This is a genomic window from Rubrobacter tropicus, from assembly GCF_011492945.1.
In the GTDB taxonomy this organism is placed as follows: domain Bacteria; phylum Actinomycetota; class Rubrobacteria; order Rubrobacterales; family Rubrobacteraceae; genus Rubrobacter_D; species Rubrobacter_D tropicus.
Genome location: NZ_CP045119.1, coordinates 1,165,552 through 1,179,087, shown reverse-complemented (window position 1 = coordinate 1,179,087; position 13,536 = coordinate 1,165,552). Strand labels below are relative to the sequence as shown.

Annotated in this window: 14 protein-coding genes and 1 riboswitch; of the genes, 6 read left to right on the top strand and 8 right to left on the bottom strand. The window is 65.9% G+C overall.

What is annotated here, in order from left to right; genetic code table 11:
- Positions 1-82 precede the first annotated feature (82 nt).
- Entirely contained in the window at positions 83-523 is a 441-nt protein-coding gene (locus GBA63_RS05700; protein ID WP_166174284.1) for a DUF6069 family protein, read from the bottom strand.
- A 143-nt stretch (positions 524-666) separates the two neighbouring features.
- On the opposite strand from GBA63_RS05700, the gene GBA63_RS05695 reads away from it, so the two are divergent.
- Complete coding sequence (locus GBA63_RS05695) at positions 667-1,134, top strand: MarR family winged helix-turn-helix transcriptional regulator (RefSeq protein WP_166174282.1); 468 nt, start codon at positions 667-669, stop codon at positions 1,132-1,134.
- 225 nt (positions 1,135-1,359) lie between these two features.
- On the opposite strand, the gene GBA63_RS05690 is transcribed toward GBA63_RS05695, so the two are convergent.
- Together GBA63_RS05690 and GBA63_RS05685 are read right to left on the bottom strand one after the other, a co-directional pair.
- Complete coding sequence (locus tag GBA63_RS05690) at positions 1,360-2,043, bottom strand: family 16 glycosylhydrolase (protein ID WP_166174266.1); 684 nt, start codon at positions 2,041-2,043, stop codon at positions 1,360-1,362.
- Between the two features lie 10 nt (positions 2,044-2,053).
- Positions 2,054-2,133, bottom strand: a riboswitch (cyclic di-GMP riboswitch).
- A 76-nt stretch (positions 2,134-2,209) separates the two neighbouring features.
- Positions 2,210-2,875 carry a glycoside hydrolase family 16 protein gene (locus tag GBA63_RS05685; protein WP_166174264.1) on the bottom strand — a complete coding sequence of 222 codons (666 nt, stop codon included), beginning with the start codon at positions 2,873-2,875 and terminating at the stop codon, positions 2,210-2,212.
- A 150-nt stretch (positions 2,876-3,025) separates the two neighbouring features.
- Here GBA63_RS05685 and GBA63_RS05680 point away from each other — a divergent pair, with 150 nt between their 5' ends.
- Both GBA63_RS05680 and GBA63_RS05675 read left to right on the top strand, forming a co-directional pair.
- Positions 3,026-3,997 (top strand): carbohydrate kinase family protein, encoded by a 972-nt coding sequence (locus GBA63_RS05680; RefSeq protein WP_166174262.1) that lies wholly within the window; start codon positions 3,026-3,028, stop codon positions 3,995-3,997.
- 24 nt (positions 3,998-4,021) lie between these two features.
- Entirely contained in the window at positions 4,022-6,487 is a 2,466-nt protein-coding gene (locus GBA63_RS05675; protein WP_166174260.1) for a PfkB family carbohydrate kinase, read from the top strand.
- Between the two features lie 395 nt (positions 6,488-6,882).
- On the opposite strand, the gene GBA63_RS05670 is transcribed toward GBA63_RS05675, so the two are convergent.
- Both GBA63_RS05670 and GBA63_RS05665 read right to left on the bottom strand, forming a co-directional pair.
- Positions 6,883-7,956 (bottom strand): class I SAM-dependent methyltransferase, encoded by a 1,074-nt coding sequence (locus tag GBA63_RS05670; RefSeq protein WP_166174258.1) that lies wholly within the window; start codon positions 7,954-7,956, stop codon positions 6,883-6,885.
- Between the two features lie 50 nt (positions 7,957-8,006).
- Complete coding sequence (locus GBA63_RS05665) at positions 8,007-8,372, bottom strand: hypothetical protein (RefSeq protein ID WP_166174256.1); 366 nt, start codon at positions 8,370-8,372, stop codon at positions 8,007-8,009.
- 407 nt (positions 8,373-8,779) lie between these two features.
- On the opposite strand from GBA63_RS05665, the gene GBA63_RS05660 reads away from it, so the two are divergent.
- The 3 genes from GBA63_RS05660 (at position 8,780) to GBA63_RS05650 (ending at position 10,961) form a co-directional block, all read left to right on the top strand.
- Positions 8,780-9,865: a hypothetical protein gene (locus tag GBA63_RS05660; protein ID WP_166174254.1), complete on the top strand. Its 1,086-nt coding sequence runs from the start codon at positions 8,780-8,782 to the stop codon at positions 9,863-9,865.
- Between the two features lie 81 nt (positions 9,866-9,946).
- Positions 9,947-10,426, top strand: a complete 480-nt coding sequence (locus tag GBA63_RS05655; RefSeq protein WP_166174252.1) for a quercetin 2,3-dioxygenase — start codon at positions 9,947-9,949, stop codon at positions 10,424-10,426.
- A gap of 34 nt (positions 10,427-10,460) precedes the next feature.
- Positions 10,461-10,961, top strand: a complete 501-nt coding sequence (locus tag GBA63_RS05650) for a cupin domain-containing protein (protein WP_207957091.1) — start codon at positions 10,461-10,463, stop codon at positions 10,959-10,961.
- Positions 10,962-11,090: 129 nt separating this feature from the next.
- Here GBA63_RS05650 and GBA63_RS05645 read toward each other — a convergent pair whose 3' ends face one another.
- From GBA63_RS05645 to GBA63_RS05635, 3 genes are all read right to left on the bottom strand, one after another.
- Positions 11,091-12,056 (bottom strand): UDP-glucuronic acid decarboxylase family protein, encoded by a 966-nt coding sequence (locus GBA63_RS05645; protein WP_166174250.1) that lies wholly within the window; start codon positions 12,054-12,056, stop codon positions 11,091-11,093.
- A gap of 174 nt (positions 12,057-12,230) precedes the next feature.
- Positions 12,231-12,746: a DUF192 domain-containing protein gene (locus tag GBA63_RS05640; RefSeq protein ID WP_166174248.1), complete on the bottom strand. Its 516-nt coding sequence runs from the start codon at positions 12,744-12,746 to the stop codon at positions 12,231-12,233.
- Positions 12,743-13,453 (bottom strand): alanyl-tRNA editing protein, encoded by a 711-nt coding sequence (locus tag GBA63_RS05635; protein WP_166174246.1) that lies wholly within the window; start codon positions 13,451-13,453, stop codon positions 12,743-12,745. Before GBA63_RS05635 ends, GBA63_RS05640 begins: the two co-directional genes overlap by 4 nt.
- Positions 13,454-13,536: the final 83 nt, after the last annotated feature.

Sequence of the window (13,536 nt, the reverse complement as noted above, 5' to 3'; positions counted from 1 at the left end):
CCCTTCGCCCCGGCCGTCCGTAACCGGGGCCACCTTCCGCCCATCGGATCGCGGGTCGGCCTCCTCACCCGCGTGGTAGGCCCTACGACCTTCTCCCCCCGGCAAGCGTGGTGAGCATCCCGACGGCCACCGCCCACGTGGCGACGTGCTCGATCATCAACGTGCCGACCCCGGCGGCGGTCACGCCGGGCATGGAACCCGCGAACAGGAGCAAGACGTCGGGCACCAGCGAGACCACCAGCACCACCAGAGCGACCCTCCGGAACAAACGCACCGGACGCCGCGCGAAGCGCAGGATCAGGCCGAACACCACCACGGCGCCCGTTACCCCAACCACGGTGAAGAACACCGTCGGCCCCACGCCGAGCGGCTGAAACCCCTCCCCGATCCCAAACACGGAGACCGCGACCGTCCGGATCACGACGTTCACCACCACCGCAACCACCACCGTGAGCGCCCCGACCATCGCCAGCCGCCCCAACGGAACACCCCGACCCTCGGCCCCACCCGATACAGCAGCCACGCCCGCCTCCTCTCCCATCCCGCCGGACACCCTGCGCCTCCGACTATAATGTAGTTATTCACAATAACATTGACAACAATGAACGTCAACGGTTAAGATGCGATCAAAGGAGTTGGTAGTATGGGTTTCGTGTGGGGAGCGGCATGGACACGGTAAGTTCGGGGGCTGTCGGGGATCTCTCCCTGCGTTTGGTCGACGAGTTCGCCGCGTTTGGGCCGGCGTACATGAAGTGGGTACGTTCGCGGATGCGGGAGCCGGGCGTCAGTTACGCGCGGATGCGGTTGCTCGGGGCCTTGCATTGCGGGGGGCCCAAGATCATGAGCGGCATCAGCGACGAGCTCGGGGTGACGCGCCGCAACGTGACGGCGCTGGTCGACGGGCTGGAGCAGGAGGGCCTGGTCAGGCGTCTGCCCCACCCCACCGACCGGCGCGCGATCGTCATAGAGCTGACCGACGAGGGCGGAAGGACCATGGAAACCCAGTACGAAGAGCACCGCAAGGACGTGGCGGAGCTCTTCGTAGGGCTCTCCGAGGAAGACCGGCGTGAGCTCGTCAGGCTCCTGGGCCTCTTGCGAGAGAGGTTGCGGGAAGAGGGCGGCTGCCAGGCCTGAAAGCGGCTTTCAGCATCTTTGAGAAGTACGAGAGCATTGAAGTTTTACGGCGCCTTGCGGAAGTAACGACCCAAAAGGGGCACAGACCACAGGCATCAGGGGCGGTAAGCGAGGCGGGGTGCCGAAAACAACCCCTGAATCCTGAGAGCCTGCGAAGCAGGCGACCCGAAACCTGAAGCTTCAGAACCCACCAGTCTGGCCCACTCGCGAGCCCCTCGCCGTCCGTCAGGGGGTCGCGGCGGTTGCCGTGTGGCGGATCCAGTCGATCTGGGTGTAGACGGTCTTCTTGGGCCTGTTGCCGTTCAGCCAGGCCGGGAACCAGGAGTTGACCATCAGGTGCATGGACGTCTGGGGGATGCCGGTGTCCCAGGTGCGCATCGGGCGGCCGTCCACGTAGAAGGTCATGGAGTCCGAGGCGTAGTCGAAGGCGTATTCGTGGTAGGCGGCGGTCGGGTCGAAGCCGAGTTGCGCGGTCTCGGTGTGGGTCTGCTGGCCGCCGGCGTAAGTCGTGAACATGACGCGGCCCGAGCGATCGTTGTAGATCTCTATGTCGATCTCGCTCTCGAAGTCCGGGCTCTTGTAGAGGAAGAAGCCCGTGATGGAGCCCGGGGCGTACGCGGGTTTCACGCGGGCGGAGTAGGAACCGTAGCCGTGGAGGGCGTTCGTGAGGGCCTCGCCCCCCTCGTAGGAGCGGGCGGGGTGTTTGATCCTCAGGTTGCCCCCGCTCGCGTCCACGTTGGTCGGGTCGAGGTAGCTGCGCCCGAGGTTGTGGTCGCCGGTCGACCAGCGGGCGGTATCGAACGAGTCGAAGGGGTCGTAGAAGCTCGTGGCTTCCTGCGCCCCGGCGGTCCCGGCGAAGACGATCGTGAAGGCCAACCCGGCAAACAGGAGTGAGAGTACCCGTCGCAAGCGCGCTCCTTTCGGTAACCCGGCCGCCTCCCGCGCTGGAGGCCCGTGGTTTTGCGTCCCCGCCTCGCGGCGGGTTTGCCCTTATCGTGAACGTCCGGCGCTCCGGCCCGACGGTCGTACTCTGGTCCGCGATGGCCCCCGGAAGAGGACTCCCCAGCAACGTATTCTACCGGGTGTGCCGGATCCAGTCGACCAGAACGTAGGAGTCTCGGCGTGGTTTCTTGCCGTCGAGCCAGGTCGGGAACCAGGTGTTCGTGTAGAGGTACATCGTGTTCTGCGGCAGGCCCGTGTTGAAGGTCTTCATGAGCTTGCCGTCCACGTAGAAGCGCACGGCCCCAGGCCCGTAAGTAAAGGCGTAGTCGTGGAAACTGGCCGTGGGATCGAAGGGCAGGCGCATGGTGACGTGGTTCGTCGTCCGGCCGCCGGCGTGGGTGGTGAACCAGATCCTGCGCGAAGAGTCGTTCGGGATCTCTATGTCTATCTCGCGGGCGAAGTCCGGCGGGCGGTAGACGAAGAAGCCTGTGACGGAGCCCGGGGTGTTCGGCAGCTTCAGGCGCGCTGCGTAGGAACCGTGGTAGTAGAGGTTGTTGGATCGGATCTCCGCCCCCTGCACGGTGTTTGCCGGCATCTTGAGGCGCAGATGGCCGTTGGCGACGCTCACGTTGTCGGCGTCCAGGTAGCCGCGGCCCAGGGCGTGGTTCTCTTTAGTCCAGCGGGCGGCCTCGAAAGTGCCGAAGCCGTCGAAAAAGCCCGCGCCCTGCGCCTGGGCGACGCCGGAGATCAAGAACACCTGCAAAGCCCCAACCGCGAACAAAACCCAAACTCGCTTCACAAAAAGCCCCCGCCTCGTAAGACCCGACTCCGGAATCAGATACCCGCAACTCCGTATACGTTACCGCGTTCGAGGCGTGCGCGGGGTAAGAGGTTTCGCTCTTCCTGGCGCTCTATGTACGGATGGGGCATGTAGAGTAACCTACGCGTCATGGTTTCCTCCAGACAGCAACTCGACGTCCTCACCATCGGGGAGATGGTGGTCGACTTCATCTCGGCCGAGAAGACGGACACCTTGAGCAACGCCACCACCTTCAAGCGGTATCTCGGTGGGTCGCCGGCCAACATCGCCGTGTACGTCTCGAAGCTCGGGGGCCGGTCGGCCGTGATCGCCAAGACGGGCATAGGGGCTTTCGGGAAGTTCCTCAAGAGCGAGCTGCAGCGTCACGGCGTCGTCACCGATTACCTCCAGATGGACCACAGGACCAACACCACCGTCATCTTCGTCTCCTCAACGGCCACCACCCCCGACTTCGAGGAGTTCCGCATCGGCGACTACCTGCTCGAACCGAATGAGATACCGGACGAGGCGATAGACCGGGCGAAGGTCGTACATTCCTCGACCTTCGCCCTCTCGCGCGAGCCCTGCCGCTCGGCCGTGATAGGGGCTTTCCGCCGGGCGCAGGAGATGGGCAAGATCGTCTCGCTCGACCCGAACTACAGCCGCAGGGTCTGGCCCGACTACAAGGAGGCGCAGGGCGTTATCCGGGAGGCCTACAGGCACGTCAACCTGACCAAGCCCTCCGCCGACGACGCCCGCCGGGTCTTCGGCCCCGACTACGAGCCCGAGCAGTACATAGAAATGTTCCACGACCTCGGCCCCGAGACCGTCGTATTCACGATGGGCGGCGAGGGGAACCTGATCTCGGAGAACGGCAAGATCACGGCCCACGTCCCGACCCGCCCGGTGGACGTCGTCGACGCGACCGGCGCGGGCGACTCGTTCTGGGCGGGATTCCTGACGGCGCTCCTTGACGACAACCCCGTCGAACGCTCGGTCCTCTTCGCCCGCGAGATCGTCGAGCGCAAGCTGACCACCAAGGGCCCCCTCCCCGCGGACATCGACCGCGGGGAGATCTACGCCCGCCTGGACGAAGGGGCGAACGCAGAAGACGGAAAGTAACAGCGCAGAGTCGAGGAGAACCGGATGCACGTAGCGTTTATCAACCCACAGGGCAACTTCGACCCGGAGGACTCCTACTGGACGGCCCACCCGGACTTCGGCGGCCAGCTCGTCTACGTCAAGGAGCTGGCGCTCGCCATGGGCAACCTCGGCCACAGGGTGGACATCGTCACCCGCCGCGTCGTAGACCCAAACTGGCCCGAGTTCGAATCCCCCACCGACGCCTACCCCGAAGCCCCGAACGTCAGGATACTCCGCATCCCCTGCGGCCCCGACCGTTTCTTGCCCAAGGAAGAGCTGTGGCCCTACCTCGGCACCGAGTTCGTCCCGAACCTGCTCTCCTTCTACGAGGACGAAGGCTCCATGCCGGACGCCATCACCTCCCACTACGGGGACGGCGGCCTGTGCGCGGCGCTCATCGAAGAGAGGACGGGCGTCCCGTTCAGCTTCACGGCCCACTCTTTGGGCGCCCAGAAGATGGACAAGATGGGCGTGCGGCGCCGCGACGTCGCCCAGATAGACGAGAAGTACCACTTCTCCAGGCGCATAGTGGCCGAACGGCTCGCGATGAACCGCTCGCGGGTAAACGTAACGAGCACGGGCCAGGAGCGCTTCGTCCAGTACACCCACAACGCCTACCGCGGCGCCGTCGACCCGACGGACGGCGCCCGCTTCGCGGCCGTGCCCCCCGGCGTGGCCATGCACATCTTCGACAGGAACTCCCGCACGGAAGACGAGGAGGCCGTGCGGGAGCACGTCCGGTCCTGCCTGGCGCGCGACCTCGCCCCGGAGAGGCTGGACCTGCCGTGCGTGGTCGCCTCCAGCAGGCTCGACCCGAAGAAGAACCACCTCTCCCTCGTCGAGGCCTTCGCCAGCAGCCCGACCCTGCGGGAGAGCGCGAACCTGGTGATCCTCACGGGCAACATGGAGAACCCGCTTGAGGACTACAGGGACGCCGACGAAGGCGAGCGGACCGTGCTCGACGGCATCCTGGCGACGATAGAACGGGCCAGGATGCGCGGCATGGTCTCGATGTTCGCCATCAGGGGGCAGCGGCGCCTGGCGGCCGCCTACCGCTCCCTCTCGGCGCGGCGCTCGGTCTTCGCCCTGACGGCCAACTACGAGCCTTTCGGCCTCGCGCCGCTGGAGGCTATGGCGGCCGGCCTGCCCGCGGTCGTGACCAAGAACGGCGGGCCCAGCGAATCTCTGCGCGAGGGCGACGAAGAATACGGCGTCCTCGTCGACCCGGGGGACCCCGAGGAGGTCGCGGCGGGCCTCTACGCGGTCGTCGGCAACGCCGACCGCTGGCGCCGCTACGCGGAGGCAGGCTACGGGCGGGTGCTCGCCAAGTACACCTGGGAGCGCACGGCCGAAGGTTACCTGCGAGCCATAGCGGGGAGGGAGCGGGACGAGGAGGTCCTACCCGACGGCTTTCCCACTCCCTCGGGGCGGTTGGAGGTCCCGGCGTACTTCACGGACCCCGGCTCGGACGACGGGGCCTCGCTCGAGACGCTCGACGCCTTGTACTTCGGGCTCGACGTGCTCGCGGTCGGGGAGTCGCTCGTCGACTTTATCTCGCACGAGTTCAGGATCTCTTTGAGGACCGCCGAAAGGTTCTCGCGCTACCTCGGCGGCCAGCCCGCGAACGTCGCCGTCTACGTCGCCAAGCTCGGCGGCCGCTCGGCCGTCATCACGAAGGTGGGCACCGACTACTTCGGCGAGTTCGTGGAGGATCAGTTGGGCCGCCACGGCGTCTCGACGGAGGGCCTACACCGCACGCCGCGGGCAGCCACCACCAACGCCTTCGTCACCAGGACCGTCAACGTCCCCGACTTCCAGGTCAATCGGGGCGCGGACGCCCTGCTGAGCATAAGGGAGGTCCCGGACGAGTTGATCGAGCGGGCGCGGGCTATCCACACCTCCGCCTTCGCCCTCTCCAGCGACCCGCAACGGCTCGCGGTGAGACGGGCCATGCGCCTCGGGGCCAGGCTCGGCAAGGTCGTCTCGCTCGACCCGAACTACGACCCGCGCGTCTGGCCCGACCGCGAGGAGGCCTGGGAGGTGCTCGCCGAGGTGCTCCCGTACGTCACCGTCGTCAAGCCCTCCCTGGAAGACGCGAGGCGCCTCTTCGACCCGAACATGGACGACGACGCGCTCGAAGAGGCCTGCCTCGACGCCTTCCACGACCTCGGGGCAAATGTCGTCGTGATGACCCGCAGCGGCGGCGCCGTTACGGTCTCGGAAGGCTCGTCGGTCGAGCGGGTCGGCCCCCTGCCCAAGGTACACGTGCAGAGCGTAACGGGCGCCCGCGACGCCTTCTGGTCGGCGCTGCTCGTCTCGCACCTCGATGGCAAGGACTGGACGACGGGCGTGCGCTTCGCCCACGAGGTAGCGGCGCTCAAGCTCGGAGTTGAGGGCCACGTCGGGCGCATGATCGACCGCGAGGCCATCTACGAGAGGCTCGAAGAGGGCGCCGGCCAGAGGGCCTAACCCGTAGTGGAGGAGAAAGACTTCCTCGAAAAGCGGAGAGACGGGTGGCAGGTTCTTCGTTCTCAGGGAACACCCTGTATGGCACCCTGCCCGGAACGTGCAGGGTGCCATACAGGGTGTTGATCTCTTATGAAGGTTTCTAAGGCGGTTTGCGGGGAGGATGGGCCGGCGAAAGGTCTTTGGGATGGGGTCGACGGGTTCTCGGGCCTGGAGGGGTGGCGTGCGGCGCGGGCTCCCGTATCAGCACCCCCCGAAACCTCGACGCCCAAAAGCCTCCTCCCACCGTAGCGCGATCCTTTCGCAAACCGCTTTAGATCTCGAACGAATCGCCCGGCGCGGCGTGTGGCCGGTCGGACCAGCGCCATCGGCGTTCCTTCCGCTGCGCTACCCAATCACTAACCCTTCGTGACTACGAAGTAGTTGTTGAAGATGTCGTGCGGGAGTTGCTTGACCTCTACCCTACTGAAGCCGGCCTCCCGTAGCATCGCCTTCGCCTTCTCCTCGCCCCACATCGTGCCCAAGCCCTCGCCATCCTGCGCCAGCGAGACGGTCATGCAGTGCATGGTGGAGATCGTATACAGAAGCGGCCCGAGGGGGTGATCCATATTGTTGTGGAGGTAGCTGGAGCCCGCTATGTCCTGCATCAGGTAGACGCCATCGTATTTCAGGGCGCGGGCTATCCCTTCGAGCACCTGCGCGGGCTTTGCCTGGTCGTGGATCGCATCGAAGGTCGTGATCAGGTCGTAGCGAGACTCATCCTCGAGCTCCGCCACGTCCTTGACCTCGAAGCGTGCGTTGGTCGTGCCGTTCTCTTCGGCCTCGTCGCGGGCGCGGGTGATCGCCTCCTCGGAGAAGTCGTAGCCGACGAAGCGGCTGTTGGGGAACGCACGCGCCATGAGGTTCAATGCCCGCCCGCTACCGCAGCCGACGTCCAAGACGTCGATACCGGTCTTGAGACGCCCGGTCAAACCGGGAACGAGCGGCAGGATGTGATCCTCAAGGGCCGCTACCACCGTCTGGCCGCTGTCCTCGGCCATCACCTCGTGGAAGCGGGGGAAGGCCGAATAGGGTACCCCACCGCCGTGCCTGAAGCTGTCGACGACCCCGTCCTCCACGGACCCGAGCAAGGGTATCAACTGGGCGGTGACGGCGATGTTGTCGGGCGAGGCGGCCCTGGTCAAGAAGGCGGCGTGCTCTCTGGGCAGGTGGTACGTCCCTTCCTGCGGGTCGTGCTCTACGATCCCACCCGTCACCATGGCGCCGAGCCACTCGCGCACGTAACGCTCGTTGAGGCTGGCCGCGTCGGCTATCTGCTCCGTGGTCGATGGCCGTATCCCCGCCATCGCATCGAAGAGGCCGGTCCTGTGGCCGATGCTTGTCATGAGCGCCACTCCGCCGCGGTTAAGGTCGTCCACCAGACGTTCGGCGAACCTCTCGGCCCTCGCCTGGTCGAACTCGTGATCGATCATGGTCTTTCCTTTCCTGGACTTTCCTCCCAGTTGCGGACGCCGTTCCGCGTTCACGCAGCCGGTTTGCTGTTCTGGTAGAAGCGGCGTTCGCTCGGCCCTTCCCAGTTCGCCTCGATGCCAAGCAGGATGTACGCGCCGGCATTGCCGTCGAAGCTATGACCGCCGAGAGCCGCCAGAAGAATGTCATTGCCACGAGCGAAGTCGACAGAATCGACGGCCTCGGCCACACCGGTACGACAGGCTACGAGCGCGGGCCTTTTGTCTATCAAGCCGACCCAGACCCGCCGCGTTCCCTCGTATCCGGCGTCGCGGGGTTGGATCGTCCCACCCCACAACCCGGTCCCGAACCACTCGACGAACGTATCCTCGATCTCGGCGTCCGAACCCGTCAGCGTGACGACAGCCGGGCCCGCCATACTCGTTCGCCTCCTCGCAAATTCCTCACGTCACCCCGGCAGGGTTAGATACCAAGGTATCAGGCTTGCGGCACGGGCGCATCCCCCGGATGTACTAGTCCCCGATTTCGTTCGACGGACCACGAGAACATGGGTTCGTTGGGCCCGATAGCCGGGGGCGACTCTCGGGACATTGTTTTCGCCGTTCCGCGGATGGTCTTGCCCGTACGGCAAGCAGGAATCGTGCAGAAGACTCTATTAGGGTGACCGCGGGGCCGATCGTATATGGGCGATCTCACACCGGGCCTGGAGCGCCATCTTCGTCAGCTGCGTTGGCGAGGATGGGGACGGTTTGCCCCGGGCGCACGGCCGCGCCATCGAGCCTGCATAATATGCTGCGTCCTGAGACAACATTTGCAAGGAGCGAGATGCCAGAGCGCAAGATAACCGAGCTTCCGGCCCTGATCGACGGCCTCTCCCCCAAAGACCGCGCCCTCGCCGACCGTATCCTCCACGTCTCTGCCACGACGGGCCGCCTGGACCCACCCGACGGCATGAGGGCCTGGATCGAGAAGTCCTTCGGCTCCGTCGGCGCGGTGACGGAGCAGCGCATAGTCAAGGTGACCGACAGGGTCACACAGATGGGCACCCTCTTCAACGAGCTCCGCGCCTCCCGCCCCCTCGACACGGGCGTAAGCCTCGACCTCGACCGCGAGATAGCCGCCACCGAGGGCGACCCTTTCTGCCGACCCGGGGAGGGGACCCCCGCCGACGTCTTCGGCCGGGTAAAGGGCGAGCACGCGACGACGGCCTCCAACATCGCCAAGTACGACGGCTTCCACGGCGTGGTCGTCTTCGACGACCACAACCCCCTGCACCTCACCCCCGAGAAGGTCTCCGACTACGTCTCCGTCGGCCTCGAATGGGGCCGCAAGGCGCTCGAAGCCGACCCTGCGGCCAGGCACCCGTTCCTGATGTGGAACTGCCTGTGGCGGGCTGGCGGCTCCATCATCCACGGCCACGCCCAGGTTACGGCCACCCGCGACGCCCACTACCCGAAGGTCGAGCGCCTCCGCAGGGACGCCGCCGCCTACCGCGCCGAACACGGCTCGGACTACTTTGGGGACCTCCACCGGGTCCACGATTCTCTGGGTCTCGGCGTTCCGGCGGAAGACGGCGTAAGGGCGTTCGCGAGCCTCACGCCGGTCAAAGAGAAGGAACTCGTCGTGATCGGGGGCAGTCCGGAAGACCCGGCGCTCCACCGCACCGTTGGCGCCCTGCTCCGGGCTTACGTACACGACCTCGGCGCCCGGGCCTTCAACGTAGCCTTCTACATGCCCCCGCTCGCACCCACAGACGAGGACTGGTCCGGCTTTCCGACCGTGGTCTACATCGTTGACCGGGGCGACCCGGCCAACCGCACCTCGGACATCGGGGCGATGGAGCTATACGCGGCATCGGTGGTTGCGTCCGACCCGTTCCGGGTGGCCGAGGCCTTGCGAAACGGTTCATAAATCGCTCATTTGAAGGATACGCGGGGTTCCACCGGAGGCCAATATTGGGGTGAGCAAGCGTTCTAGGAAAGGAGAGCGGCAGTGGGGAGGAGGGATCACGGCGTCGTCCACGTCGCGCCGGGTGAGGGCAAGAAGCTGTGGATCGTAGACGAGCTGATGACCTTTGTGGTTTCGGGCGGAGAGACACGCGGGACGTACGCGCTCACCGACTCGACGGTGCCCCCTGGGGGCGAAGCGCCGCCCCACGTTCACCACCGGGAGGACGAGGCTTTCTGGATGCTGGAGGGGGAACTCGAGGTGACGGTGGGCGACGACACGGTGACGGCGTCCCCCGGCTCCTTCGTGCGACTCCCCAGGGACGTCCCGCACTCCTACATAAACGCCGCGTCCGCCCCCGCCCGGTTCCTGACGCTCATGGTCCCGGCAGGTTTGGAAGGCCTCTTCGAAGAGGTCGGCAAGCCCGCGACGAACCCCGCTTCGCCGCCGCCTTTCGGAGAAGAAGACGTCGAGAAGCTCCTGACCGTCGCCCCGGGGTACGGCGTCGAAATCCTGCCATCCTGATGACCGCGGCGGTCGCGTAGAGAGGAGAAAGATCGTGGAGAGTGCACCCCCGCGCATAGTCGGGCCCGAGGACGGGAGGTTCGCGGACTTCGGATCTTTCGGCGTCAGGTTCATGGTCTGGGGCGAGGAGACCGGGGGCGGGTTCTCGCTCGTCGAGCACCCGATCCCCCCAAAAACGCTCGTCGCCCCGATGCACCGGCACGCGAACGAGGACGAGTACAGCTACGTCGTAGAGGGCCGTATGGGGGCGCGGCTCGGCGAGGAGGTCGCCTACGCGGACGCCGGAACGCTCGTCTTCAAGCCCCGCGGCCAGTGGCACACGTTCTGGAACGCCGGCGACGGACCGTGCCGGATACTCGAGATCATCTCCCCGGCGGGCTTCGAACACCTGTTCCGCGAGATGGCCGACGACCCCGAGACGATGGAGGGTGAGGCCGGCGCCGCGCTCGACGCCCGCTACAGCCTGGAGGTTGACCCCGAAAGCATCCCGCGCCTCTGCGAGGAGCACGGGCTCTCGTTCCCGGTCGAGGAGTAAGACCGAATCCGGACGAATGGTACGCCATTTCCGTTAGCCGGGAGTAGGGAAAAGCAGTACTACTCCCCACTCCCCATCTCCCTGACGGAGCGAAGCGAAGTCCCCACCCGGATTCCGTGTTCCGGGGGGCTACTGCTTCGGTGCGGACCGTTCGAGACGGCCGGCGAACCAGGCCAGGGTCATCTGGAGACCTTCGCGGGCCGGGATCCGGGGCTCCCAGCCCAACGACTCACGCGCCCGGGTTATGTCGGGGCAGCGGCGTTTGGGGTCGCCCGGCGGCAGTGGGCCGAAGGAGATGTCGCTCCCGCTGCCGGAGAGGTCTATAACCGTTTTGGCGATCTGGAGGACGGCCATCTCGGTGGGGTTGCCGAGGTTCACGGGGCGGGTTTCGGCGCTGTTCATCAGCCTGAAGAAGCCTTCGATCAAATCGTCCACGTACTGGACGCTCCTGGTCTGGGAGCCGTCGCCGTGGACGACGAGGGGCTCGCCCGCCAGCGCCCGGCAGACAAAGCTGGGGATGACGCGACCATCGTCGGGACGCATAAAGGGACCATAGGTATTGAAGATGCGGGCGATGCGGGTCTCGACCTTGTGGTGTCGGTGGTAGGCCATCGTGATCGCCTCCGCGTAGCGTTTGGCCTCGTCGTAGACACCGCGGATACCGACCTGGTCCACGTTTCCCCTGTACTCCTCGTGCTGCGGGTGAACGAGCGGGTCGCCGTAGACCTCGGAGGAAGAAGCGAGCAGGAGGCGGGCGTTGCGGGCCTTCGCGAGCCCGAGGGCGTTGTAGGTGCCGAGGGCGCCGGCCTTCAAGATCGGGATGGGGATACGCTCGAAGTCCGTGGGGCTCGCGGGGGAGGCGAGGTGGTAGATCTCGTCGAGCTTTCCCCGAATCTCGATGGGCAACGTGACGTCGTGGTCCAGGTACTCGAAGCCCGGTTCGTCGAGAAGGTGGGCGACGTTCTCGATCGAGCCCGTCCTCAGGTTGTCCACGCAGACTACGCGGTATCCCTCCGCGAGCAGACGCCCACAGAGGTGGCTGCCGAGAAAGCCGGCACCTCCCGTCACGAGCGCCCTCCGCCCGACCTCAGCCAACCGCACCACCCTCCCAACAAACTCCGGGCCAACACCCAAAGGTTACCCTAGGAAGGCGGAACATGAGGCTCGGAACGGGCCGCAAAGCTATCAGCTTTCAGCCGTCAGCTTTCAGCAAGAGCAAAAAAGCCGATCGCTGAGAGCGGAGGCGGAGCGGGCTGATCGCTAACCGCTCTAGACCGGCAACCGGGCCCTGTCCCCCACATTTACGCCCCGCTCGTCGAAGAAGCCCTCGTTCGCCTCAAGGGCGTAGCGGGCGGGTTCGGCGGAGGTGTAGTGGGGCGGCCTGTCGTCCAGGGCCTTCATCTCCTGGATATCCACGATGCGCCCCTCGGCGTCCATGAAGGCTATGGAGAGCGGGATCAGGGTGTCCTTCATCCAGAACGACAGCTCCCGCTCCTCAGGGTAGACGAAGAGCATCCCGGCGTCCTCGGCGAGCGCCGTGCGACCCATGAGCCCCCGCGCCATCTCCCCCTCGTCGTCCGCGATCTCGACCCGCACCTCGACGCTCTCACCGCCCGACGCCTCGATCGTCACGGTCTCTTGCCCGGAGGTGACACCGCTAGTCTGCCCGGCGGGCTCGGAAGCCTCGCCGTCCGACCCCGCGCCGGGGGACTGCGCGCCGGAATCCCCGCCGCAGCCGGCCAGCAACAGCGAGAGCGCCACCAGGGCTATCTTCGAAGCTCTCATCGCAGCACGAACTCTACGCGCTTGTTCTGGCGGCCCTTGCTCTTGTGGCCCGTAAGCTCGATCTCCCCCACCTCCCTCGTCTCGGCGACGTGGGTGCCGCCGTCGGCCTGGGTGTCCAGGCCCTCGATCTCGACTATCCTGATGGTCTTTACGCGTTCGGGTACGAGGTTTACCTGGGTCCGGATCAGATCCGGGTTCCCGAGCGCCTCCTCGCGGGGCAACTCGTAGACCTTTACGGAGCGGTTCCCGGCGAGCGCCTCGTTGGTCAGGCGTTCTATCTCTCCGACGACCTCCGCCGTCCACTCACCCGGAAAAGAGAAGTCCATCCTCGCCCGGTCGGCGCGCATCTGGCCCCCCGTCACCTTCGCGTCGAACGCTCTCCAGATCACGCCCGAGAGGACGTGCAGCGCCGTGTGGTAGCGCATGTGCGCGTACCGCCTCTCCCAGTCCAGCACGCCTATCAGCTCTTTCACCGTGTCCGGAATGGCCCGGTCGAGGACGTGGACGATACGTCCCCCCTCCCGCCGCGCGTCCACGACGGCGGCGTTCACGGGGCCTATGCCCAGAGACCCCTTGTCCGCCGGCTGCCCCCCGCCGCCTGGGAAAAAGGCGGTCTCTGACAGGACCACCTCCCGGCCATCCACCTTCTTCACGCCGGTTCGGAACTCCTTGAGGTAGGAATCTCTGAGGAAAAGCTCTTCGGTCATTTCAGCTGGTCAGCATTTCAGCTTTTTGGTTTGGGCTCGTCTTCACGTCCACAAACCTGCCACGTTCGCATCGTCCGTTCGTC